Here is a 24,135-nt window from a genome sequence, read left to right as displayed (position 1 = left end):
GGTCAGCCGATCCGCTCGCTCATCCCGGTCCGCGACGAGAGCTGTCGTCCGCGCTCCGCCGCCGCGCGGAGCTCGTCGACCTCGCGCCGGCGCCCGACCACATCGTCGACGGAGAACAGCAGGGTCTCCGGAAGGGAGGTCGCGAAGTAGTCGGGGGCGAGCGGGGCGACCGCGCGGTCGTCGGCCGCGGCGTCGAGCGCAGCCCAGACGGCCTCCGCCTTCTGCGGCTCGCCCAGCCGGCAGTGCGCGACGCCGATCCAGTAGTCGTCGAGGCGTGCCGCCCGCGGCGCCACGGCGAGCGCCCCGCCCGCAGTCCGGGCGCGCTCCCAGCGCGCCCGGGCGGTGTCGGGATCGCCGGCAGCGAAGTGCGCATCGCCCGCCGCCACCAGGAGCTGCGCCATCGGATCGGCGGGGTGACGGCCCTCGCCCAGGTTCTCGGGCGTCTGAACCGTCCGGTCGAGCAGTACCCCCGCCGCGCGCGGGTCGACGTCTCGGAGCGTCGCCGCCGTCGCGAGGGTCGCGCGGTCGTAGGCGGCGATCACGCGCCCTTCTCCGCCTTCGAACGGCTGGAAGCGACGCTCGTCGAGGATGCGCTGCGCCTCCCCCGTCCGCCCGACGTCGAGCAGCAGATTCACGTACGAGATCGTCAGGTCGTCGCGCTCGAAGACAGCCGACCCGGACGATTCGATGGCGGCGATCCGCGCCTCGGCGTCGACGCCGCGGAGCCGGGAGAGCTGGTCGCGCTCGTACACGAGACGCGCGAGCGGACCGGCGAGGGCGATCGCTCTCTGCAGGAAGTCGTCGGCGCGGTCGAGGTCTGCGGTCGTGTTGACGATCGCGACCGCCGTGTTGCGCGCGGCCACCGGGTCGATGGACCCCTCGGCCATCGCGCGTTCCAGCACCTGCCGCGCATCGTCGGTACGACGTGCGCCGAGGAGCCAGCTGCCGAGCAGGCCGAGGGCGACGGAGTCGGGCCGGCCGACGGTGTCGCCGGCGGCGATCGCTGCCGACAGCGCGTCGAAGTCGTCCAGCCCCGCCGGGAAGGCGAGAGCCGGATCCTGCTCGCGGGCGGCCCGCCGTCGCGCGGCCGCCTCCTCGTCGCGACCCTCCCGGTCGAGGACCAGGGCGCTCAGATAGTGAGCCTGGGGCCCCACGTTGCCGAACACCGTCGGGCCGGCGGCGGCGGCGCGCTCCGCCCATTCGAGTGCGCCGGAGGACTCGCCGATCCGGGAGAACTCCTGGGCGACCAGGAGGTGCGTGCGGGGGTCGGCGGCGTCCAGCTCGCCGGCCAGCGCCAGCAGGAACGGATCGAGAGGGTCGGCGGCTCGGGCGCCGGCGAGCCGCTCGTCCGCCGCCTCCATCGCGCCCAGCCGCCGCAGCGCGACGACCTGATAGGCCGTGGCGGTGGTGTTCCGCGGCCCCTCGCGGTGGGCGTCCCGTGCCGCCTCCAGGGCGTCGGCAGTGGCTCCGCTCCGGAGGAGGACACGCGCGAGTCCGAGGCGGCCGGAGACCGCGTACGCACTGTCCCAGGCGGCCTTCGCGAAAGCGCGGGCCGCCCCGTCGAGGTCGTCGAGCCGTTCGAGGACCAGGCCGCGCCGATACGCGAGCTCCCCGCTGCGGGGGTTCAGATTGCGGCGGGTGATGCGCGCCGAGGCGGCCTCCACATGGCGGAGGGCCGTGGCGTATTCGGCGCGTGCGAACGTCAGCGCTGCGAGGGCGAGGTGCACCCGGGAATCCTGCGGATCCAATTCGAGCGCCCGCAGGAGGTACGGCTCCGCCGCCCGGGTCGGGTGCCGGTACTGCGTCAGGTGCTCCGCCGTCAGCAGGAGCTCATCGACGCTCTCGATCGCCGCGGCCTCCGGAGGCGCCGTCGCGAGCCAGGGTTCCGTGGCATCCGCCTCGCCGTGCCGGCTCCAGCCGACGACGGCCCGGTCCCCCTCCGTGACCGCGATGACGAGGTCGTCCCGGGTGGCGTTCGCCGTCACGGCGACCTCGAGCAGCGCCGGATGCCCCGGTTCGACGTCGATGCGCTGCCGGGAGACGGTCGTTCCCGCGAACCCGACGGTCACCTCCGCGCTCAGCGGCCGCGACGCGGCGACTCCGATCCGTGCGAGCCCGGCGTCGACGTCGATGCTGAGTGCGGCGTCCCTGGACGCCTGGTGCGCGACGCCGATGTCCTGGATCGGGTACCAGAACTGGCTGAACTCGCGCGTCTCACCGGGCGCGAGATAGCTGAAGTCGGGCTGGTTGTCGGTGAACACGCCCGCCATGAGTTCGACGTAGGGGCCGTCCTCGTCGGTGAGCTGCCGGTCCCAGGCGTGCCCGATCGGCCCGTTGCCCCACGTCCACTGCTTCTTGCCGGGAGCGATGTCCCGGTCGGCCCAGTGGATGAAGCCTGCTCCCGCGCGGTGGTCGTACCCGCCGAAGAACTCGTCCTCCGTGTCGGTGACCATGTAGGAGGTCGGCACCGGGATGTCGACGGAGAGGTCGATCCGGTCGGCGCCCGGCCGTTCGGCCGCGAGCGCGGGATAGTCGACACCGTAGTAGGGACGATCCGCTTCGGGGAACGCCGTCACGGCCCGCCGGGCGTGGTCCGCGACGAAGCGCACGTCCGTCGGGAAGAAGGACTGGTAGTCCTCGTGCACCGCGGCGGCGACGTTCGCCCACCAGAGGAAGGTCTGCGGTTCGTCCGTCCGGTTGAAAAGGCGCGCCGTCACCTCGATCGTCGACGCGTCCGGCCGGAGGCGGACGCCGTGCGTCCCGCGCATGCGCTGCAGGGGGTCGATGTCGGAGTGCCAGACGGTCGCGCTCCCGTCATCCGACCGCTCGATCATCGCCTCGACGGGCAGGTAGGTCGCCGGCCGGTGGTGCTGAGGCCAGTTGAACTCCACCCCACCCGAGATCCACGGGCCGCCCAGCCCGACGAGTGCGGGTTTGATGACGTTGTTGCGGTAGAAGAAGTCGTAGTCCCGCGTCTTGTCGTAGCCGATGTGGATGCGTCCGCCGATCTCCGGGAGCAGCATCAACCGCACCCACCGGTTCTCGAGGTGGATCGCCCGCCAGGACCGCACGACGGGGGTGTGCGAGATCCGGTCGACGAAGGGAAGCGGATACACCCGCCCGTCCGAGCCCTGGTACACGCGCCTGTCGAAGAACATCGGGAACCGATCCGGCTCTCCCGGCTCGTACGTCAGGATCTCGACATGCTGCTCCCAGCACGCCACACCCCCGTCGTCGAGGATGCGGCGCTGCTCGGCGGGGGCTTCGGGGAGGATGAGGCGGGAGGATGGCGTGTTCATGATCAACAGCACCGTATCCGCGCTGCCGACCGGCGATTCATAGCAGAATGCGGCCATCACATGGATGTTTCTACGGCGACCGCGGTCGGTACCGCTCGCCAGGCGGCTCTGGCGGAGGGCGTGGGATTCGAACCCACGAGACATTTCTGCCCACCAGTTTTCAAGACTGGCTCCATCGGCCGCTCGGACAGCCCTCCTCGCCGGACGCTGTCCGGCCCGCCTGAGTCTACCGGGCGGCGAGGTTCACGTCGTTGCGGGCATTCCGGCGGAATGAGCGCAACGACGTGAACCTCGACTCAGTCCTGGAACGGCTTGGAGCAGGTGTACTGGGCGGCGGTCTGGCCGTGCACGTCAGACGGGAGGCTGACGGAGCTGTCCGCGGAGCCGCCGCTGCCACCGGAGGCGTCGGTCGAGCCGTCGGCCGGAGGCTGGGTCGCCGTGTCCGCCGGGGCCTGCGTCGCCGGGGCCTGGTCGGCCGGAGCGTTCGGGTCCGCCTGCGAGCCGATCCCCGTGTCGCCGGTGAGGTTGATGGCCTGATCGTTCTTGAGCGCCGTCATGAGGGTGTCCGCGGCGTCGACGGTGGGCGCGACGCCCCCGTCGACGTAGTGGTTCGGGTACTGGACGAAGACGACCTTGCTGACGTCGATGTCCTTCAGCGCGACGGCCATGGAGGCGATGGTGGTCACGTTCTGGAGGCTCTCGGAGAGCTGGATGTTGTTGACCGCGGCCTTCGCGAGGCCGTAGACCTTCAGCGGGTTGGTCAGGGTGTCGGCGCTCTTGATCGTGCGGACGAGCGAAGACAGGAACACCTGCTGGTTGCTGATGCGGCCGAGGTCGGAGCCGTCGCCGACTCCGTGACGGGTGCGGAGGAAGGCGAGCGCCTGCGAGCCCTCGAGGGTGTTGTCGCCGGCCTTGACGTCGAGTCCGGTGTAGGGGTCGGTGATGTCGCCGGCGACACAGACGGGCACGCCCCCGATGGCGTTCGACATCTCGATGACGCCGTCGAACTCGATGACGCCGGCGTAGGGGATGTCGAGGCCGGTGAGCTTCTCGACGGTGAGGACGGTGCAGGCGAGTCCGCCGTAGGAGAGCGAGCTGTTGATCTTCTGACGGCTCATCGCGTCGAAGCTGCCGCCGTTGGGGTCGGGGCACGAGGGGATGGCGACGAACATGTCGCGCGGGAAGCTGATGACCGTGGCGTTCTTGTGGTCCGCCGAGACGTGGAGCACCATCGTCACGTCGTTGAGGACCTCACCGCGTTCGCCGTAGGCCGCGTTGCCGCCGCCGCTGTCGGAACCCGCGAGGAGCACATTGAACGCGCCGTCCATGGCGCCGACCTTGGGGACGACGGCCTTGCCCTTGGCGTCGACGAGAGTGACGGCCTTCTTGGAGGCCACCGTTCCGGTGACGTCGAGGACGGCGTAGGCGGCGACGCCCGCCGTCGAGACGCCGAGCACGGCGATCACCGAGACGAAGACCATGAGGAGGGTGCGGAGCGGGTGGTGCTGCTGGAGCCGGCCGTGGCGGGCGACGGATGGTCCTGCGGACTTCTCCTGGGCACGCGCCTGGGCGCGGGTGGGCACCTCGTTCATTCACTCCCCTTCACGATCGAACGGCGCGCCGACGGGCACACCATCTCCCAGACTCGCACGTCACCCTGGCAAAGGTCTGGACGACGGGAGCGAAAGTCCTGATCCGGACCGTAAAGCGGCGGCTCAGACGCTGCGGCGGCTCAGAGGCTGTCGAGCAGCTCGGCGAGCCCATCTTCGACGACCGTCCCGACCACGCGGGAGGAAACGGCCTTGACTTCGTCGGGCGCCTGGCCCATCGCCGCGCCGATGCCCTGGGCGGAGGCCCAGTTCAGCATGTCGATGTCGTTGCGACCGTCGCCCACCGCGACGACGTCCGTGTGCGGGATGTCGAGCGCCGCTCGCACACGCTCGAGCGCGGTGGCCTTGTTGACGCCGTCCGGCGCGATGTCGAGCCACGCGGTCCAGCCGATCGCATAGCTCACCTTGTGCAGACCCATCCGCTCGACGATGGAGAGGAACTCGTCCTCGTCGTGCTGCGGCGAGACGACGACCACGCGGGTGGCGGGATGCTCCGAGAGCTCCTCGAAGGTCACCTGCTCGGCGTTCACGAGCTCCCAGTCGGTCATGCCCTCGGTGTAGCGGCGGTAGCCCATCGGGTCCTCGACCATGAAACTGCCGCTGGGGAGGTGCGGCCGGATGGTGCGCAGCACCTCCGTCGGGTCGAAGGTCTCGACGAACTCGCGCCGGTAACCCCCTTCGACAGTGTCATCGCGGCGCATGGTGAGGGCGCCGTTCGCGCAGACCACGAAGTCGCTGTCGAGCCCGAACGCCTCGTGGATGGGCCGCGCGGTCTCCCAGCTGCGCCCCGTGGCGAGCATCACCTGGTGACCCGCCTCACGCACGCGCGTGACGGCTGCGCGCACCGCGTCGCCGATGGTCTCGTCCTCGTGGATCAGCGTGCCGTCGACGTCGAGCGCGATGAGCAGACGGCGGCCGCCGTCGTCGGGAGCGGAGGCGTTCACCGGGCGATCGGCTCCAGGACCTCGAGGCCGCCCAGGTACGGGCGCAGTGCCTCGGGCACGCGCACCGAGCCGTCCTCCTGCTGGTGCGTCTCGAGGATGGCGACGATCCAGCGGGTGGTCGCCAGCGTTCCGTTGAGCGTCGCGACCGGCGCGGTCTTGCCGTTCTCGCCGCGGTGGCGGACCTCGAGACGGCGGGCCTGGAACGTCGTGCAGTTGGAGGTCGAGGTGAGCTCGCGGTAGCGGCCCTGGGTCGGGATCCACGCCTCCACGTCGTACTTGCGCGCCGCGCTCGATCCGAGGTCGCCGGCGGCGGTGTCGATCACCCGGTAGCTGAGCCCGAGCGCCTGCATCATCTCCTCCTGCCAGCCGAGGAGTCGCGCGTGCTCCGCCTCGGCGTTCTCGGGAAGGGTGTAGACGAACATCTCGAGCTTGTTGAACTGGTGCACGCGGATGATGCCACGGGTGTCCTTGCCCGCCGAGCCCGCCTCGCGCCGGTAGCAGGTGGACCAGCCGGCGTAGCGCAGCGGCTCCGTCACGTCGATGATCTCGTCGGCGTGATAGCCCGCGAGAGCGACCTCGCTCGTTCCGGTGAGGTAGAGATCGTCGGCGGGCAGGTGGTAGACCTCGTCGGCATGGGCGCCGAGGAATCCGGTGCCCTGCATGATCTCGGGCTTCACCAGCGTCGGGGTGATCATCGGGATGAAGCCGTTGCCCACCGCTTTGTCGAGCGCCATGTTCATCAGGGCGATCTCAAGGCGGGCGCCGATGCCCCGCAGGTACGAGAACCGCGCGCCGGCGACCTTCGCGCCGCGCGCCATGTCGATCGCGCCGAGCAGCTCGCCGAGCTCCAAGTGGTCGCGGGCCTCGAAGTCGAATGCGGGGATCTCGCCGACCGTCTTGAGCACCACGAAGTCGTCCTCGCCGCCCGCGGGCACACCCTCGACGATCGGGTTGCCGATGCGGCGCAGCACGTCGGAGAAGCGCGTCTCGGCCTCCCCCGCGGCGCGCTGGGCCTCCTTGACGCGGCCGGCCAGCTCCTGCGCCTGGGCGACGAGCTCCTTCTTCTGCTCCTTGGGCGCCTGCGCGACCTGCTTGCCGAACGTGTTCTGCTCGGCGCGGAGCTCCTCGAAGGCCGTGATGGCAGCGCGGCGCTCGACGTCGGCCTGCAGGGCCTCGTCGACGACCTCGACGGAATCGCCGCGCGCCTCCTGCGAACGACGGACGACATCGGGATTCTCGCGGAGCAGGACTGGATCGATCACGTGCTCCAGCTTATCGACCGTGCACCCGCGTCTCCTGGTTCTCCACAGGGAACGGGTAGCGTGAACCCCGTGGATGATCGGGGTGCGTCACGTGACACGACGGTCGCGGTCGTCTACAACCCGGTCCACGTCGACGTGCGGCGAGTGCGGGCGGCGGTCGAATCCGCCGCCGCCCGGGCCGGCGATGTCCGGCTGATCTGGCTCGAGACGACACCGGAGGACGGTGGCGGGGCGCAGGCGCTGGAAGCCCTCGAACGCGGCGCGACCCTGGTGCTCGCAGCCGGGGGCGACGGCACGGTTCGCGCCGTCGCCGAGGCCCTGCGCGACCGCGACGCGACGCTCGGCCTGCTCCCCTCCGGTACGGGCAACCTCCTCGCGCGCAACATCGGCGTCCCCTACGCGAACGTCGAGGAGGCCTGCGCGGTCGCGTTCGGCGGCGAGACGCGACCCATCGACCTGGGCGTCGCGACCGCGACCCGGGCGGATGGCGAGCGCAGCGAGCACGCCTTCCTCGTCATGGCCGGGGTCGGGATCGACGCCACCATGATCGCCAACGCCCGGCCCGAGCTGAAGCGGCGCTTCGGCTGGCTCGCCTACGTGGACGCCGGCTTCCGCGCCCTGCCGAAGGCGCGCAAGGTGCGCATCCGGTACCGCCTCGACGCCGGACAGGAGCGCTCGGCGCACGTCAGCACCATCCTGATCGCGAACTGCGGCACCCTCCCGGGCAACATGGAGCTGATCCCGGACGGGTCGGTCGACGACGGACTGCTCGACGTCGCCATCCTGCAGCCCGCGTCGGTGTTCGGCTGGCTCGCGATCTGGCGCAAGGTGACGTGGGAGAACCGCGTGCTCCGCAGGAGCGCCCTCGGCCGGCGGATCATCCGCTTCACCGATCGCGCGGTGCGCACCCGGCTGAGCTATCTGCGCGGCGCGGACGTGCGGCTGCGGGTCGAGCAGCCCGAGCCGTTCGAGCTGGACGGGGACGCCTTCGGCGACATCGTCGCGCTCGACCTGGCGGTGGACAAAGGCGGCCTGCGCGTGCGGGTGCCGGCACCGTAACTCCGGAGTTCGCCGTCGCCACGCCGGGCGCTTCGCCGTTGTTCCGGGGTTTCGTGCCGGCTCGGCAGAGAGCTCCGGAATTACTGGCTGGCGAACCGGAGGCCCGGGGCCGTCGGCTAGAGGCCCGTTTCGCCGTCGGGGTCGGTGGGTGGCACGTCCGAACTGCGGCGGCGGCCGGTCAGCGCCGTGAGGAAGAGCAGCGCGACGAGGGTCGCGAAGCCGATGGTGATCATCGGGCCGGCGAGCACCCAGCCGATCTGGATGAAGACCTGGGTGGCCACGTCGGAGCCGGTGCCGCTGTAGTTGTTGGTGTACGAGGTGTTGGCCGCGACCGCGTAGACGACGACCCCGAGCACCACGAGGGCGGCGCCGACGATCCACAGCGCGAGCATGTACGGGTTGCGTCGCGGCGACAGCTCGACGCTCGCGAGGGGGCTCGGCGCGGGCACGACCGGAGCGGCCGCATACGGCGCGACGGCCGGACCGGCCACCGGTTCGGCCGACTGCTCCCACGAGGTGTCCGCCGTCCCGGCAGCGGCGATGTCGTCCAACGGCGAGACGTCGCGGGCGGAGGAGGTGGGGGACGCCGTCCGTGTACCGCTCGCGACCCGGCCGCTCGCCGGTGTTCCCGATGCCGAGCGCACCGTGGTGCGCGGGCGCTCCCCCGGCTGCGGCCGGTATCCGCGCTGGAAGGCCGGGTCGTAGCGAGGGTCGAACCCGCCGGAGCGGGCGGTGTCGTGCTCGTCGTCCGCGATCATCGTCGGCATCCTCCTGCTGCGCAGCCTACCCCCGCGGGGTGTCCCCGTCCGGCCCCTCTGTGAGCGACGCCAGCCACTCCCGTGCCTCGGTGAAGACCTCGTCACGGTAGCGCTGATCGAAGTCCACCGGCACCCGGTCGGCGCGCGGGTACGAGCCGAGGAACATGACGGAGGGGCTGAACCGGCGCAGGCCGAGCAGGGCGTCCGCCACGCGCTCGTCGTGGATGTGCCCGTCCGCGTCCATCACGAACCGGTAGCGGCCGAGAGCGTCGCCGATGGGGCGCGACTCGATGAGGCTCAGATTGATGCCCCGCGTGGAGAACTGCTCCAGCAGGTCGAGCAGCGACCCCGGCCGGTCGTCCGGCAGCTCGGCGATGAGGCTGGTCTTGTCTGCGCCGGTCGCCGGGGGCACCGTGCGGGCGGTGCTGACGAGCACGAACCGCGTGACGGCGTTCGGGTTGTCGCCGATGTTCTCGGCGAGCACCTCCACGTCGAGGTGGTCGACGATTCCGGGAGGAGCGACCGCCGCATCCGCCGTGCTGCCTTCGAACAGCGACCGCGCTGCGGCGACGTTGCTCGACGCCGGAAGGTGGCCGTGCTCCGGCAGGTGCTCATCCAGCCACTGGTGGCACTGCGCGTAGGCGACGGGATGGGCGTTCACCGTCTTCACGTCGGAGAGCGCCGTCCCCGGCCGGGCCACGAGCACGAAGTTCACCGACACCAGGTACTCGCCGACGATCCGCAAGCCCGGGATGGTCGCGAGCGCGTCCTGCGCGACCGAGACCCCGCCCTCGATCGAGTTCTCGATCGCGATCATCGCGGCGACGCTGCGCCCCGCGACCACGTCGGCGAGCGCCTCCCCCACGTTGTTGACGGCCCGCCACCGCTTGCCCCGCGCCTCCGGCACCTGCGCCAGCGCGGCCTCCGTGAACGTGCCCGACGGCCCCAGGAAGCTGTACACCTCGTCGACGGACGCAGGCAGCTCGGCGGTGGGCTCGGCGGTGGGCTCGGCGGGGGGTGTGGACATGGCGTTCAGCTTAGCGAGGGGTGGCGGGGAGCCGACTGCGGCGTTTCGGGACGAATGCGCTCCGGCGCCGGGGCGCCGTCGTCCCGGCGGGGCGGAGTCGCTCAGAACAGCTCCACCCGCGCCAGCACGCGCGCCCGATGGGCAAGGATCCGCATTCCGATCAGCGCAGCTGCTCCCCAGGCGACCCCGACTCCGAGCTCGGCGAGAAGCAGGGGTGCCGCGGCCCCCGCAGACCCGCCCGCCAGTACACCACGTGCCGCCTCGATCGCGTGCGTCGTGGGAAGCAGGTCGCCGATCCAGCGGACGACGGGCGGGATGTCGGCGCGGTCGACGTTGGAGCCGCTGAAGACGAGCAGGGCGAGGTACGCTGCGGTCGCGACCTGGTAGATGTCCCGGTAGACGAGCCCGAGAGCGCTCAAAGCCAGGCCGAGCGCCGAGCAGGACGAAGCGGCGACGACGGCAGTCAGCACGAAGAAGAGCGACCCTGCGAGCGTTGTGCCGGAGCCTGTGAACGCCAGACCGACGAGGCCGGTCATGACCGAGACGGAAGTGCCGAGCACGACTCCGGGGATCAGCCGTCCGACGAACACCGCGACGGCGGATCCCGGCGAGCCGAGGATGACGGAGAGCGTGCCGAAGCGACGCTCGTCGGCGATCACGGACACGAGTCCGGACACGCCCGCCGCAGCCGAGACCTGGATCGCGTTGCCTACGACGAAGAACTCCGGGTCGCCGTAGCGGAGCGATGAGCCGAGCGAGAGGAAGAAGACGAGCTGAAGCACCGGAGCGAGCACCAGCGACGCGACGAACAGGCCGGGCGTGCTCCAGGCGAAGAGCGCGCGATAGCCGAGGACACCCGAGAGCAGGGCCGTGCGGAGCCAGGAGGTCATCGCAGCCTCAGCGTTCCCCGCACACGAGCGAGCGCATCCACTCGCCGCAGCAGCACGACGCCCGCTGCGAAGTAGCCGGCCGTAAGCAGCAGCGAGACTCCGAGTGTGGCTGCCCAGTCGGTGCCGAAAGGCAGGTCCAGGGCAGGCGTCGCCCAGCCGAGTGGGAGGACGCGGCCCACGATCGCGAGCGGCGGCCACAGCGTTGCAGACGGAACGAGCACCCCGCAGATCAGCCAGATCGGATACTCGAGGATGTTGGTCAGCTCCATCGCCTTGCGGGTGACGACGTACAGTGCCGCGAGGAAGACCCCGACAGCGACCAGCCCGGCCATCGCGACGACCGCCGCGATCACCATCGCTCCGGCGTCTCCGGCACCCCCGGAGGCACCGCCCGTGCGGAACACCAGCAGCGCCCACAGCCATGCCGCGCCGACCGAGTAGACGCCGAGCGTGACCGTTGCGAGCGAGAACCCGAGCACCGGAGCGACGAGCGAGCGCGGCCCACCCACGAGGAGCTCGAGCGTCCCGGAGAAGCGCTGCATGAAGAGTGCCTCCGCCGCACCGAAGAGGGTCGTCGACCAGGCGCCCATCAGTCCGGCGCCGATGATCGTGCGCGTCGAGGCGTGCCCTCCGGACATCATGGCCGCCAGCGAGCAGTAGACGAGTGGCGTGAGCAGCGCCATCCACACGAAGAACGGCGACCGTGAGAGCAGGCGCAGCTGTAGCAGCCACGCCGCGACGGCCAGCCTCACGAGGCCCTTTCCTCGAGCAGGGCGACATAGGCGTCCTCAAGCGTCGGACGGCGCTCGAATGCGGCACCGGTGCGCACGTCGGCCAGGACGCCGAGCACGATCGGGAGGTCCGTCGCCCCCTCGCTCGCGATCCGGACGATCAGCCGGCTCGCCGCGGCCGTCTGCTCGACCTGCACACTTACGACTCCCGGCAGCGCGGAGACGGCTCGCACGGCGCCGGTGTGATCGTCGAGTACGTCGACCTCCAACACGCTCGCGACACGGACGGATGCTTTCACCCTCTCCGGCGAGTCGAGCGCGATCACCCGTCCTTCCGAGATCACGGCGAGACGATCACAGAGCTCGTCCGCCTCGAACATGTAGTGAGTGGTCAACAACACGGTCTTGCCCCGGAGCCGCAGCTCGAGCACAAGCTCGCGGAGGGCGCGCGCGGCGACGGGATCCAACCCGGACGACGGCTCGTCGAGGAAGACGATCTCGGGGTCATGGATGAGGGCGCGCGCGAGGTGGAGCCGCTGCTTCATCCCGCGCGAGAATGCCTCCACTCGCTGGTCCGCGGCATCTGCCAGCCCGACCACGTCGAGCACCTCAGCGATCCGCCGCTTCGTGTCTCGACGGGGGAGGTCATAGAGCTGGGCGGCGAAGCGCAGGTTGTCCCGCGCCGACAGCCGGTCGTACAGTCCGCGCTCCCCACCGAACGCGACCCCGATGCGACGCCGCACCGCCATCGCCTCCGTCACGACGTCTAACCCGGCAACGGTGGCCGTGCCCGTCGTCGGCGTCAGCAGAGTCGAGAGGATGCGCACCGTCGTCGTCTTCCCCGCCCCGTTCGGTCCGAGGAGTCCGAAGATCTCGCCGCGATCGATGCCGAAAGAGATCCCGGCCAGTGCGCGGGCGGGCGGCGCCCCACGGCGGGTGGTGAAGGTGCGGGTGAGGTCGGTGAGCTCGATCATGGCGTGGAGCTTTCCGCCGCGACGGTGGATCGGCCGAAAGCCGCTGACTTTTGCCAGAAGTACGGTGTGAGGTCCCTGACCCGCTTTTCGAGCGACTCCTCCCCCAGCTCGCCGAAGCAACGGATCAGCATCTTTCGGACTTGCCGGACGACGGACGGGTCGTACTCGGTCCGAAGCCGATCGAGACTCGCACTGAGCACGGAGACGGCCTCGGCCGGGCGCCCTTGCCGGACGAGGACGAAGCCGAGCACCGACAGCGTGGAGTGGACTGCCCGCGCATCGTGCGCCTCCGCCCACACGACGAGCTCGCGGAGGGATCGCGCAGCGCTGTCGAGCGCGCCGGCGAAGATATCGAGCTGGATGCGATTGAGTCGAGCCATCCAGTAATAACGCGCCCGCTCCGCCAGCGCGAGACCGGCTCCGCTCTCGTCATCGGACTCGGCGCTGGCTCGCAGGCAGGCGATCGCGCTGTCGACGAGACTGAGCGCTTCCTCCTTGCTTCCTCGCTTGAGAGCGATGAGGCCCCTCACGTTGTCGCGCAACCCCAAGAACAACAGCCTGTCAGCTCCCGTGTCCGCAACGGCGATGTCTGCTGCGCGATCCAGGTAGCGTTCGGCGACGTCGAGCCGCCCGCGACGCTTCACCTCGAGGGATGCCCAGCGAAGCCCGGCGAAGAACGCCTCCGCCGTTCCCGCGAGGCCGGTCATGGCCTGATCCACGAGGGCAGCGCCCTCGTGTTCACGTCGGTGGAGTCCGAGGACGACGCCTGCGAGCATCGAGGCGAGCCACCGCGGTCGAGCCTCTTCGTGACGCTCGCACCGAGCAGCGAAACCCGAGGCGATGGCGAGGGCGTCGTCCCAGCCGCCGAAGCCGTTGACGTACGTGAGAAGGGCGACGTAGACGTCCTCAGCGCCGCCTCCGTCGCGTGGTCGCGCGTACGCGGACGTCTGCACGTTCAACGCGAACGCCTCGACAATGCCTCTGATCGTCTCGTCTGCGGGGCCGCCTTCGATGGCGCGACCCAGCCAGTCGGAGCCGATCGCCTCGACGAGCGCGGCGATGTTGAGGTCCAGCATCGCGCGCGAGCTCTCATCCCGGTGGATCCGAAGGTCTGTCAAGGGTGCGTGGTCCTCGCGCGATGCGATCAGGTACTCCCGTGCCGGGAGGAGGGTGTGGCGCATCGCATCATGGAAGCGTGGGGCGACGGTCCCCGGCGGCGCGACCTCGATCGAGGCCAGCACCGCCGAAGCCAGGCGTTGTGTCGGTGCGAGCATGAGAGTCGAGGCCCGGGAGGCCGGCCGCGCAGAGCGACCGGCCCGTCGGACTCAGAACATCGCCGCCCCGTGGTTCCAGCCTGCGAACAGGCTGGCCACGAAACCCTGCGGGTCCTGCATCTCGGCCACGATGTCCTCGTACGAATGCTCCATCGCGTTCTCCCCTCATCATGTCGCCCGTCGGATACTGGCGCGTCGACAGAAGATTTCCATCGCCTGGCCGGTCGAACCACAGCGATCGGACTGTTTGAGTAGCAGCCGCCGAAGATCTCCGTAGACAGGAACTTCTACGAGCCTGTCGAGTGCTGTTCCTGCGTAATGCCTGCGCAGCGCACCCGCCCCTCCCCTCCGCCGCGCGACCGTGGAAGCATAGGGGCATGGATCCCCGAGCAGGCACCCCCGCGCAGCCCTCCGACCTCATCGACGTGGATGCCCTCCGCGCCGCGTATTACGAGCTCAAGCCGGATGTGAGCGTCCCGGAGCAGCGGGTGGTGTTCGGGACGTCCGGGCATCGCGGCAGCTCGCTCAACACCGCGTTCAACGAAGACCACATCCTCGCGACCACGCAGGCGATCGTCGAGTACCGGGCGTCGCAGGGGATCACCGGCCCGCTGTTCATCGGGGCGGACACGCATCTGCTGAGCGAGTTCGCGATGACCTCGGCCCTGGCCGTGCTGGTCGGCAACGAGGTGCGGGTGCTGGTGGACGAGTTCGACGACTGGGTGCCGACGCCGGCGGTGTCGCACGCGATCATCGCCTACAACAAGGCGGGGCACGACGACGAGGCCGACGGCATCGTGGTGACGCCGAGCCACAACCCGCCGACCGACGGCGGGTTCAAGTACAACCCGCCGCACGGCGGACCGGCCGACACGGACGCGACGAGCTGGATCGCGAAGCGCGCGAACGAGATCATCGCGGACGGGCTGAAGGACGTGCGCCAGGCGGAGCCGAGCGGGGTCGAGACGTACGACTTCCGCGGGAAGTACGTGGACGACCTCGAGAACATCATCGACGTGAAGGCGATCCGCGAGAGCGGGATCCGGATCGGAGCGGACCCGCTGGGCGGCGCGAGCGTGCACTACTGGCAGGCGATCGCGGAGCGGTACGAACTCGACCTCACGGTCGTGAACCCGCTGGTCGACCCGGCGTGGGGGTTCATGACGCTGGACTGGGACGGCAAGATCCGCATGGATCCGTCGAGCCCCTCGGCGATGGCGTCGGTCGTGGAGCGGCGCGCCGACTTCGACATCCTGACCGGCAACGACGCGGACGCCGACCGGCACGGGATCGTCACGCCGGACGGCGGCCTGATGAACCCGAATCATTACCTCGCCGTCGCGATCGACTACCTGTTCCGCACCCGCTCGGGATGGCGGGAGGACGCCGCGGTCGGCAAGACGCTGGTGTCGTCCTCGATCATCGACCGGGTGGCGGATTCGCTCGGCCGGCGGCTGTGGGAGGTCCCGGTCGGGTTCAAGTGGTTCGTCCCCGGCCTGATCGACGGCTCGGTGGGCTTCGGCGGCGAGGAAAGCGCGGGCGCGAGCTTCCTGCGGTTCGACGGCTCGGTGTGGACGACGGACAAGGACGGCATCCTGCTCGCTCTGCTCGCCAGCGAGATCCGAGCCGTGACGGGCAAGTCCCCCTCGGAGCTGTACCGCGAGCTGACCGACCGCTTCGGCGACCCGGTCTACCAGCGCGTCGACGCCCAGGCGACGCCGGCGCAGAAGGCCGCGCTCGGCAAGCTCGACGGCGACGCGATCGCGGCGACCGAGCTGGCGGGCGAGCCGATCACGGCGAAGCTGAGCCGCGCGCCCGGCAACGACGCACCCCTCGGCGGCGTCAAGGTGCAGACGAAGGACGCCTGGTTCGCCGCGCGCCCGAGCGGCACGGAGGACGTCTACAAGATCTACGCGGAGAGCTTCGCGGGCGAGGACAACCTGCGCGAAGTGCAGGAGGAGGCCAAACGGATCGTGGGCGACGCGATCGCCTGAGTCCGGGCGCGATCCTCCCCGGGCATTCCCACCGACTTCTACGTCTCGTAGAATTCTACGATTCGTAGAAGTCGGAGGAGTTCCCATGGCACGTGACCGGAAGGCGTCGACGCCGCGCATACCGCTGGACCTGTACGAGGCCGAGCTCGAGAAGCTCCAGGCCGACCTGGTTCAGCTCCAGATGTGGACGAAGGCGACCGGGGCGCGAGTGGTCATCCTCTTCGAGGGGCGCGACGCGGCGGGCAAGGGCTCTGCGATCAAGCGCATCACGCAATACCTCTCCCCCGCATCGCACGCACCGTCGCCCTCCCCGCTCCCACGGAGCGTGAACGCGGCCAGTGGTACTTCCAGCGTTACGTGCAGCATCTGCCGGCCGAAGGCGAGATCGTGCTCTTCGACCGCTCCTGGTACAACCGGGCCGGGGTCGAGCGGGTCATGGGATTCTGCACGGACGACGAGTACGAGCGCTTCCTGCGGCAGGCGCCGACCTTCGAGAAGATGCTCGTCGAGGACGGCGTCCACCTGATCAAGTTCTGGTTCTCGGTCTCGGAATCCGTCCAGCACAAGCGGTTCCGGTCCCGTGCCGTGGACCCGCTGCGGCAGTGGAAGCTGTCGCCGATGGACCTCGAGTCGATCACTCGATGGGACGCCTACACGGCGGCGAAGGAGCGGATGCTGGCCGACACCGATGTGCCGTGGGCGCGGTGGGTGATCGTCGACTCCGAGGACAAGCGGCGCTCACGCCTCAATTCGATCGCGTACATCCTGAACACGATCCCCTGGGAGCCGATCGTCACCGAGCAGATCGAGATCCCGCCGCGGCCCGAGGACGGTATCCGCGAATCGTCGCGGCTCGGCCGTGTCGTCGCGACCGACGTCGCCGGCGAGCTCGTCGCCGAGCACGTGGCGGCGACCGATGTGCACCCCTACCTGCCCGCACCGGCGAAGCACGCGAAGGGCAAGAAGAAGTCGAAGCGGGTCTCGGAGGCGATGGCGAGCTGAGGCCGCCGCCCGGCCGCGGCGCACGAGGATGCCCGCCACGTGCGTGTCAGTGGTACCGCGTGCCGCCGTCGCAGTGGAAGAACTCCTCGAGCGTCGTGACGCCGGTCGCGTGCAGCTGCGTCGCGAGCGGCACGCCGACGAACCGGAAGTGCCACGGCTCGTAGGTGAATCCGGTCACCTCCACCTTGTCGGCCGGATACCGCAGGAGGAAGCCGAACCGCCAGGCGTTCGCCGCCAGCCAGACACCCTGCGGCGTCTCGCCGAAGCAGGCCGCGAGGGAGCACTTCGCCGGAACGGCGCTGATGTCGACGGCGAGACCGGTCTGGTGCTCGCTGTGGCCCGGACGGGCGGTGTCCGTGTCGGCGAAATCCTGACCGTTGCGGGCGACGTCGTCGTCGTAGACCCGCGTCTGGGAGTCGAAGGAGCGGTAGGCGCTCTGCACCGAGAAGTCGAGGCCGGCCTCCTGCTTGCCCGCCTGGAACATCGCGACCAGTGCGTCGGCGACCGGCTGGCGCATGGGCTGGCGGTTGACGTATGTGACGTCGGGGTAGACCAGGTCCGGCGGGACGAAGCCGATCGGCTGGAGGGCACGCGGCTTGTTCACCACGACCCAGGTGCTCACGGGGTCGTCGACGGACTGGGCGGTCGCGTCGAAGCCCACGCTCTGCGGCGGTGGCGCCGCCGACGGCACGGGGCGGTGCTTCGGGATGGCATCGGGCGTGGGCGGCGGGGTGTGCGGATGCTCCGTCGGACTGTGGCCCCCACCGCGGGCGCCCGCGTCGACGCTCGGCTCGGCCGCGCAGCCGCCGAGGGCGAGCAGCACCGCGAGGGCGCCGCCGACCAGGCCGACGCCCATCGTCGTCGCCCGCAGCCGGGCTCCCCCCATGGTCACGGGCTGAGCATAGCCCGTCCCGCCGACCGGACGGTGTACGGCCGGCTGCGAACCGCGCCGCCCCGCGAACGGACTACTTCGAGAGGCTCCAGAAGTGGCCGATCGCGCCCGGGTGGTCGACCGTGATGGTGGTGTCGAGGTCGCGGTAGTCGGTGTCCTCGTTGTGCCCGACCATCTTGATCTTGATCTGGCCGTTCACGTGCTCGACGGCCGAGACGATCTGCACGTGGTCGAGCGAGTCGTTGTCGTTCCAGTCGAACATCACGATGTCGCCGACCTTGATCTTGTCCCGCTGGTCGAAGGAGTACTCGGTCAGACCGAGGGCCGCGGCGTTCTCGCTGAAGTACTGGTCCATCGAGGGCACGTACCCCCAGGCCGGGCTCCAGTCGGCGGCGGCGTCCTTGTTGTACCAGTCGGCGTTCATGGTCCAGCCGCGAGCGATGAGGGTCTGGCTGACGAAGTTGGCGCAGTCGCCTCCCACCGAGTTGAGGTCGCCCCACTCGGCCGAGTTGTAGTTCTTCCAATAGGTCATGGCGTACGCGAGCTGTTTGTCGACCGGGGTCTGCACCTGGTAGTCGTACGTCTTGCCATCGGTCGCGACCGGCTTGCCCGACTTGTCGGTCACCGCGATCGGCACGGCACCCGCGGCGAAGCTCTGCGCGGCCGGGACGGCTACCGTGACCGCGTCTGCGGTGGTGGCGGTGACCGCGGCGGGCTGGCCGCCGATCTGCACGCTCGCCACATTCTGGAGGTTCGAACCGGTGAGGGTGACGGTCCCGCCGGAGACGCTCCCCGCGGCGGGCTCGACCGCGGAGACGCTCGCGGTGCGCGGGGTCGACTTCTCGGCCGCACCGGCCAGGGCTTTGGTCGCGACGGAGGGCTCGCCCGCGCAGCCGGTGAAGAGGAGCGCAGCGGCGGCTGCGACGGCGACGAGGGAGACGCGTCGGAGGCGGAGACGAGGGGAGGAGCTGAGAGAACTCATACATCCTTCGGAGGGGATTCGGAGGGGGACGGGTTCGGGTAGCTTCCACGCTACGCCTCCTCCCTATGTGCCACCTGGACGGGGGGTGTCATCTGGCGCAGCTTCCGAGGAGATCCGCGTCATCCCGGGGATCGCGGGCGGACGTTCGCCCGTGGCGAACCCGCCCCGGTCGGGCCTCGGCGCGTTGCCGAAAGACGCGCACCGGGTGTAACTTTGCACTCTCCGCAAAAATCTTCACGACTCTCACACCGGTGTGACGCCCGAGCGCCGGGCGTCCCCTCCTCGACTCTCGACTCGGAGTTCAATGTCCAGCACTGCCCCAGCGGCCCCGCCCGCACCCCAACCGATCATGTCGCACCGACAGATCCTCTTCGTGATCTTCGGTCTCATGGCCGGCATGTTCCTCTCGGCCCTCGACCAGACGGTCGTCGGCACGGCCATCCGCACCATCGGCGACGACCTGCACGGCCTGAGCCAGCAGGCGTGGGTGACCACGGCCTACCTGATCGTCTCCACGATCGCGACGCCGATCTACGGCAAGCTCTCCGACATCTTCGGCCGGCGCCCGCTGTTCATCTTCGCGATCGTCGTCTTCATCATCGGCTCGATCCTCGCCTCCTTCTCGACCTCGATGGTCGAGCTGGCCGCGTTCCGCGCCATCCAGGGCCTCGGCGCCGGCGGCCTGATGTCGATGCCGCTCGCGATCATGGGCGACATGCTCGCCCCCCGCGAGCGCGCCAAGTACCAGGGCTACTTCCTCGCCGTCTTCGGCATCTCGAGCCTCATCGGCCCGCTGGTCGGCGGCCTGTTCGCCGGCGCGGACCAGATCCTCTGGATCGCCGGATGGCGCTGGGTGTTCCTCGTCAACGTGCCGATCGGCCTCATCGCGCTGGCGATGGTGCTGCGCTTCCTGCACCTGCCCAAGCACGCCCGCGGCTCCGCACGGATCGACTGGTGGGGCGCGACAGCCGTCGTGGTCGCCCTCGTCCCCCTGCTGCTCGTCGCCGAAGAGGGTCGTGACTGGGGTTGGGACAGCGCCGGGGCCATCGCCTGCTACGTGATCGGAGCGGTCGGCGTCGTGGCCTTCATCCTCATCGAGAGGACGATGAAGGACGACGCGCTTATCCCGCTGAAGCTGTTCCGCTCGAACACCTTCTCGATGGCCACCGTCATCGGCGTGTTCGTCGGCTTCGGGATGTTCGGCGCCATGCTGACCCTCCCGCTCTACCTGCAGCTGGTGCTCGGCGCGACGCCGACCGAGTCGGGTCTGCAGATGCTCCCGATGATCCTCGGCCTGATGATCTCCTCGATCGCCTCCGGTCAGATCATCGCCCGCACCGGCCACTACCGCCAGTTCCCGATCATCGGCACCGCGCTGCTCAGCGGCGGATTCTTCTACCTGACCTTCGTCAAGTACGACGGGTCGTACTGGTTCATCGCCGGTGCCATGCTGCTGATCGGCCTCGGTCTCGGCCAGCTGATGCAGACCCTGACCATCGCCAGCCAGAACTCGGTCGGCGTGCGCGACATGGGCGTGGCGACCAGTGCCTCCACCTTCTTCCGTCAGATCGGTGGGACGCTGGGCACCGCGGTGCTGCTCTCCTTGCTCTTCACGGTCATGCCGGGCAACGTCAAGACGTCCCTCGCGGATGAGCCGACGCTGAACAGCGCATTGAACGCGGCCCTCGACCCGTCGGTCGCACAGGCTCCCGAGAACAAGAAGATCATGGAGCAGAGCTACGACAAGATCGTCTCCGAGCTGACCGACAAGACCACGTCCGGCATCCAGGCCAACGTCACCAAGGCGCAGGACGCCGCCAAGCAGGCTGTCGCCGACGCGGTGGCGGCCGGCCAGATCCCGGCCGCCGCGCAGGAGCAGGCGACGACCGCAGCCGTCGAGAAGGCGACCGCGGCCGCGGGTGCTGCGATCACGGCGAAGGCCCCGTACGCGTCCGTCGCTCCCGACGGGACCGTCACGCTGGACTTCTCGAACGACACCGTCCGTCAGAACTTCGTCGACTCCGTCGCGCCGAGCCTGTCCAGCACCCTCAAGAAGTCGACCAGCGCGAACGCCGGCAGTGGCAACCTCGACGACACGTCGTTCCTGAACGACGCCGACCCGCGCCTGTCGAAGCCGTTCCTCGTGGGCTTCAACGCGTCCGCGGTCGAGGTCTACTGGGTGGCTCTGATGGTCGTGCTGATCGCCTTCGTGCTGACGTGGTTCTTCAAGACCCCGCCGCTGCGCGCGAAGTCCGCACTGCAGGAGGCCGCGGACGACGCCGCGGAGAAGGACGCCGCCGCGCGCCGCGAGGAGGAGGACGAGGATGTCGGCATCCTCGCCAGCCGCGCGGCCGCCGAGGTCGGCGCGCTGATCGAACCGGGCGCGGACACCGCGTCCCTGCGGGCTCAGCGCCCGCAGACCTCTGCCGGCGAGTAGCCGGGCGCCTGCGCCTCACCCACGACGGCCGTCGTCCTCCGGGACGGCGGCCGTCGTCGCCGCCGCCGGCACGATCCTCCGCAGGGCGAATGGTGCGGCGACGCCGTGGAGCAGGATGCTGCCCACGACGGTCAACACGGTCACGCTCAGCACATCGCCACTGACGGATTCCGGCAGCTGATTGAAGGCCAGGAGACCGAACACGATCGACGCCGTGCCGCGCGGTCCCAGCAGCCCGAGGAAGGTGCGATCCCTCCAGCCGACGGACGAGCCGAGCATCGCGATGTAGACGGGCACCGCACGGAAGACGGTGAGGGCCAGGACGGCGACGACGAGCAGCCGCCAGTCGATGCCGTCCACGATCACCGCGGTCGTCATCCCGCCGAGGATGAACCAGACGAAGTTCGCCGCGACCGCGCTGACCTCCTCGACCAGCAGGAGCTCGGTGTGCGGGACAGCGTCGAGCTCCGTGCGCCTGGTGCGCGCGACGCGGTAGATGACGCCGGCGACGAACGCCGCGACGAAGCCGTTGGCGGCGAGCTCGTGCACGGTCGCGATCCCGAAGGCGAGCAGCGGGGTCAGCAGGGTGACGAATCGGATGCCGGTGGCGTCGGCCCAGCCGCGGCGCGCGGCCCAGCGGGTGAGGAGACCCAGCGTGCCGCCGAGGAGCACGCCGATCAGGATGGCGATGGCCGTCGCGGGCACGGCGCCGAAGAACGCCTGCAGGAGGTCGGTGATGTTCTTCTCCAGCTGCGCCTCGTCCCCGGACGCCTCGGAGCCGGACTCGGCGATGCGGATGAGAGTGGGAAGCGCGACGGCGATGGCCAGCGAGATCCCGAACACCGGCGAGATGAGACCATCGTTGTAGCCGCTCTCGACGTTGAGGATGCGGCGCACACGGGCCGGGATGCGCTCCGAGCGCAGCAGGGCCGTGGCCGGGGCGAAGTCGGTCGGCATCAGGACGCAGGCGATGACGATGAGCACGAACACGCCGATCTGCGGCAGCAGCCACACGCCGACGAGGACGACCAGGACCAACGAGAGCGGCAGGGCGATGAGGACGAGACGCGCGAGCGAGCGCCCCTCCCCGCCGAACAGCCCGCCGCGGACCTCACAGGCGTCGACGAACAGCAGGACGGCCAGGATGAGCTCGACCACGTGCTCGGACACGTCGCTGTCGATGGCTGCGGTGAACGCAGGGACGCCGGGGATGACGACCAGGGCGCCGAGGGCGGCGAGGCCGGCAGGACCTGCGATCCCGACGCGCTCGAAGCGGTGGGCGACCAGTGACCAGAGCGCGACCGCGGCGAAGCCGATGAGGATGATGACGGGCATCCTGACCCCTCCCTCGGCATCCGCCCCGACCGTCGGGGAGGTGTCCAGTCTCGTCGGATCACGGGACGCGCCTCCACCGGGACACGAGGTCGATCAGGTAACGATTAGGTCACGGCACGGCGACGCGACCAACCGAGATCCGCGGAATCCCGCGGTGGAGGAAACCCCGGAATCCCGGGCGTGAGAGCGCGATCACAGATCGGCTTGACATCCCCTCCTGACTCGTTCTAGATTCTCCAGCAACGCGTGAGAGCGCTCTCACGGTCGCGAACTGAGAGCGCTCTCACGGCGCCACATCAGACCCAGCACACACCACAAGGGAGTGATCCGTGAAGCTTTCACGACGCACCAAGGTCGCGGCCGCCATTGCCGGCGCCGCGTCCTTCGCCCTCCTCGCCGCCGGCTGCTCATCGAGCGGCAGCGACGGCGGGAGCAGCTCGGACCCCATCACGCTGACCGTCACCACGTTCGGCACGATGGGCTTCGACAAGCTCTACTCGGAATACGAGAAGGAGCACCCCAACATCAAGATCAAGGCGACCAACATCGACACCGGTGACAACGCCCTGACCGACTGGCAGACCAAGCAGGCGGCCGGCAGCGGCCTCCCGGATGTGCAGGCCGTCGAGGAGGGCTGGCTCTCCAAGGTCATGCAGGTCTCCGACCAGTTCAACGACCTGAAGGACTACGGCGCCGACAAGATCAAGGACCGCTGGGTCGACTGGAAGCTCAAGCAGGCCACCGACAAGGACGGCCGCATCATCGGCTACGGCACGGACATCGGGCCGGAGGGCCTCTGCTACAACGGCAAGCTCTTCGCCGCGGCCGGCCTGCCGAGCGACCGCGAGTCCGTCGCCAAGCTCTTCGGCGGCGACAACGCCACCTGGGCGGACTACTTCAAGGTCGGCGAGCAGTACAAGGCCGCCACCGGCAAGGCCTTCTACGACCAGTCCGGCTTCCTCTGGAACGCGATGGTGAACCAGCAGCCCGAGGGCTACTACACCAAGGACGGCAAGCTGAACATCGAGGACAACTCCGACCTCAAGGCGCTCTGGGGGCAGCTGGCCGCCGGTGCCGCCGCCGGGCTCTCCTCCAACCAGACCCAGTGGGACTGGGGCAAGGGCAAGGCGTTCACGGACGGCTCGTTCGCGACCTTCGTCTGCCCGGGCTGGATGCTCGGCGTCGTCAAGGGCCAGGTCGAGGCGGGCGGCGGCAGCGCCGACACCGGCTGGGACTTCGCCAACGTGTTCCCGGGCGGCGCGGCCAACTGGGGCGGCTCGTTCCTGACCGTGCCGAAGCAGTCGAAGCACCCGAAGGAGGCGGCCGAGCTCGCCGCCTGGCTGACCACCGCGAAGTCGCAGGTCGCCACGTTCCAGGCCGCCGGCACGTTCCCGTCGGTGACCGCGGCGCAGTCCGACCCCGGCGTGACCGGTCAGAGCGACCTGACGAAGTTCTTCGACAACGCCCCGATCGGTGAGATCCTCGCCCAGCGCGCCAAGGGCGTCGTGGCCCAGTACAAGGGACCGGACGACTCGGTCATCCAGTCGCAGGTCTTCGGCCCGTCCGTCCAGGAACTCGACTCCGGCAAGGCGAACGGTGACCAGGCGTGGGACAACGCGATGAAGCTGCTGAACCAGCTGGTCGTCAACAAGTAGCAGGCACCGT

The 24,135-nt window shown here is 69.8% G+C and carries 17 protein-coding genes, 1 tRNA gene and 1 pseudogene; 5 read left to right on the top strand and 14 right to left on the bottom strand.

What is annotated here, in order from left to right; translation table 11 throughout:
- Positions 1–2: 2 nt before the first annotated feature.
- From IT072_RS01465 to serS, 5 genes are all read right to left on the bottom strand, one after another.
- On the bottom strand, positions 3–3,299 hold the full coding sequence (locus IT072_RS01465) for a DUF5107 domain-containing protein (RefSeq protein ID WP_223359027.1): 3,297 nt from the start codon (positions 3,297–3,299) through the stop codon (positions 3–5).
- Between the two features lie 109 nt (positions 3,300–3,408).
- A tRNA-Ser gene (locus tag IT072_RS01460) sits at positions 3,409–3,496 on the bottom strand.
- 99 nt (positions 3,497–3,595) lie between these two features.
- Positions 3,596–4,891 carry an LCP family protein gene (locus IT072_RS01455; RefSeq protein ID WP_223359026.1) on the bottom strand — a complete coding sequence of 432 codons (1,296 nt, stop codon included), beginning with the start codon at positions 4,889–4,891 and terminating at the stop codon, positions 3,596–3,598.
- A gap of 140 nt (positions 4,892–5,031) precedes the next feature.
- The gene (locus IT072_RS01450) at positions 5,032–5,853 is read right to left on the bottom strand and encodes an HAD family hydrolase (RefSeq protein ID WP_223359025.1); all 822 of its coding nucleotides are present in this window, start codon (positions 5,851–5,853) and stop codon (positions 5,032–5,034) included.
- The gene (gene serS, locus IT072_RS01445; protein WP_223359024.1) at positions 5,850–7,115 is read right to left on the bottom strand and encodes a serine--tRNA ligase; all 1,266 of its coding nucleotides are present in this window, start codon (positions 7,113–7,115) and stop codon (positions 5,850–5,852) included. The genes IT072_RS01450 and serS overlap by 4 nt, the downstream gene beginning before the upstream one ends.
- Positions 7,116–7,184: 69 nt before the next feature.
- Between serS and IT072_RS01440 the strand changes: the two genes are divergently transcribed.
- Positions 7,185–8,174 (top strand): diacylglycerol/lipid kinase family protein, encoded by a 990-nt coding sequence (locus tag IT072_RS01440; protein ID WP_223359023.1) that lies wholly within the window; start codon positions 7,185–7,187, stop codon positions 8,172–8,174.
- Positions 8,175–8,290: 116 nt separating this feature from the next.
- Here IT072_RS01440 and IT072_RS01435 read toward each other — a convergent pair whose 3' ends face one another.
- The 6 genes from IT072_RS01435 to IT072_RS01410 all read right to left on the bottom strand — a co-directional run bounded on the left by IT072_RS01435 (position 8,291) and on the right by IT072_RS01410 (position 13,828).
- On the bottom strand, positions 8,291–8,932 hold the full coding sequence (locus tag IT072_RS01435; RefSeq protein ID WP_223359022.1) for a hypothetical protein: 642 nt from the start codon (positions 8,930–8,932) through the stop codon (positions 8,291–8,293).
- A 25-nt stretch (positions 8,933–8,957) separates the two neighbouring features.
- Entirely contained in the window at positions 8,958–9,959 is a 1,002-nt protein-coding gene (gene pheA, locus IT072_RS01430) for a prephenate dehydratase (RefSeq protein WP_223359021.1), read from the bottom strand.
- A 101-nt stretch (positions 9,960–10,060) separates the two neighbouring features.
- Positions 10,061–10,849: an ABC transporter permease gene (locus IT072_RS01425; protein ID WP_223359020.1), complete on the bottom strand. Its 789-nt coding sequence runs from the start codon at positions 10,847–10,849 to the stop codon at positions 10,061–10,063.
- Complete coding sequence (locus tag IT072_RS01420) at positions 10,846–11,601, bottom strand: hypothetical protein (protein WP_223359019.1); 756 nt, start codon at positions 11,599–11,601, stop codon at positions 10,846–10,848. The genes IT072_RS01425 and IT072_RS01420 overlap by 4 nt, the downstream gene beginning before the upstream one ends.
- Positions 11,598–12,554, bottom strand: coding sequence for an ABC transporter ATP-binding protein (locus tag IT072_RS01415; protein WP_223359018.1), 957 nt, complete (start codon positions 12,552–12,554; stop codon positions 11,598–11,600). Before IT072_RS01415 ends, IT072_RS01420 begins: the two co-directional genes overlap by 4 nt.
- A complete protein-coding gene (locus tag IT072_RS01410; protein WP_223359017.1) occupies positions 12,551–13,828 on the bottom strand; it encodes a hypothetical protein in 1,278 nt (425 codons plus the stop codon). Before IT072_RS01410 ends, IT072_RS01415 begins: the two co-directional genes overlap by 4 nt.
- A 377-nt stretch (positions 13,829–14,205) precedes the next feature.
- Between IT072_RS01410 and pgm the strand changes: the two genes are divergently transcribed.
- Together pgm and ppk2 are read left to right on the top strand one after the other, a co-directional pair.
- On the top strand, positions 14,206–15,822 hold the full coding sequence (pgm, locus tag IT072_RS01405; protein WP_223359016.1) for a phosphoglucomutase (alpha-D-glucose-1,6-bisphosphate-dependent): 1,617 nt from the start codon (positions 14,206–14,208) through the stop codon (positions 15,820–15,822).
- An 85-nt stretch (positions 15,823–15,907) separates the two neighbouring features.
- A pseudogene (gene ppk2, locus IT072_RS01400) lies at positions 15,908–16,824 on the top strand (polyphosphate kinase 2).
- Positions 16,825–16,870: 46 nt separating this feature from the next.
- On the opposite strand, the gene IT072_RS01395 reads toward ppk2, so the two are convergent.
- Positions 16,871–17,710: a M15 family metallopeptidase gene (locus IT072_RS01395; protein WP_223360883.1), complete on the bottom strand. Its 840-nt coding sequence runs from the start codon at positions 17,708–17,710 to the stop codon at positions 16,871–16,873.
- A 79-nt stretch (positions 17,711–17,789) separates the two neighbouring features.
- Positions 17,790–18,698 (bottom strand): amidase domain-containing protein, encoded by a 909-nt coding sequence (locus tag IT072_RS01390; protein WP_223359015.1) that lies wholly within the window; start codon positions 18,696–18,698, stop codon positions 17,790–17,792.
- Between the two features lie 349 nt (positions 18,699–19,047).
- On the opposite strand from IT072_RS01390, the gene IT072_RS01385 reads away from it, so the two are divergent.
- Positions 19,048–21,135, top strand: a complete 2,088-nt coding sequence (locus tag IT072_RS01385; protein WP_223359014.1) for an MDR family MFS transporter — start codon at positions 19,048–19,050, stop codon at positions 21,133–21,135.
- Between the two features lie 15 nt (positions 21,136–21,150).
- On the opposite strand, the gene IT072_RS01380 is transcribed toward IT072_RS01385, so the two are convergent.
- Positions 21,151–22,470: a cation:proton antiporter domain-containing protein gene (locus IT072_RS01380; RefSeq protein ID WP_223359013.1), complete on the bottom strand. Its 1,320-nt coding sequence runs from the start codon at positions 22,468–22,470 to the stop codon at positions 21,151–21,153.
- Between the two features lie 329 nt (positions 22,471–22,799).
- Here IT072_RS01380 and IT072_RS01375 point away from each other — a divergent pair, with 329 nt between their 5' ends.
- A complete protein-coding gene (locus IT072_RS01375) occupies positions 22,800–24,125 on the top strand; it encodes an ABC transporter substrate-binding protein (RefSeq protein ID WP_223359012.1) in 1,326 nt (441 codons plus the stop codon).
- Positions 24,126–24,135 lie beyond the last annotated feature (10 nt).

The organism is Leifsonia sp. ZF2019 (assembly GCF_019924635.1).
Taxonomy (GTDB): domain Bacteria; phylum Actinomycetota; class Actinomycetes; order Actinomycetales; family Microbacteriaceae; genus Leifsonia.
This window is presented reverse-complemented; position numbering and strand designations above follow the sequence as displayed.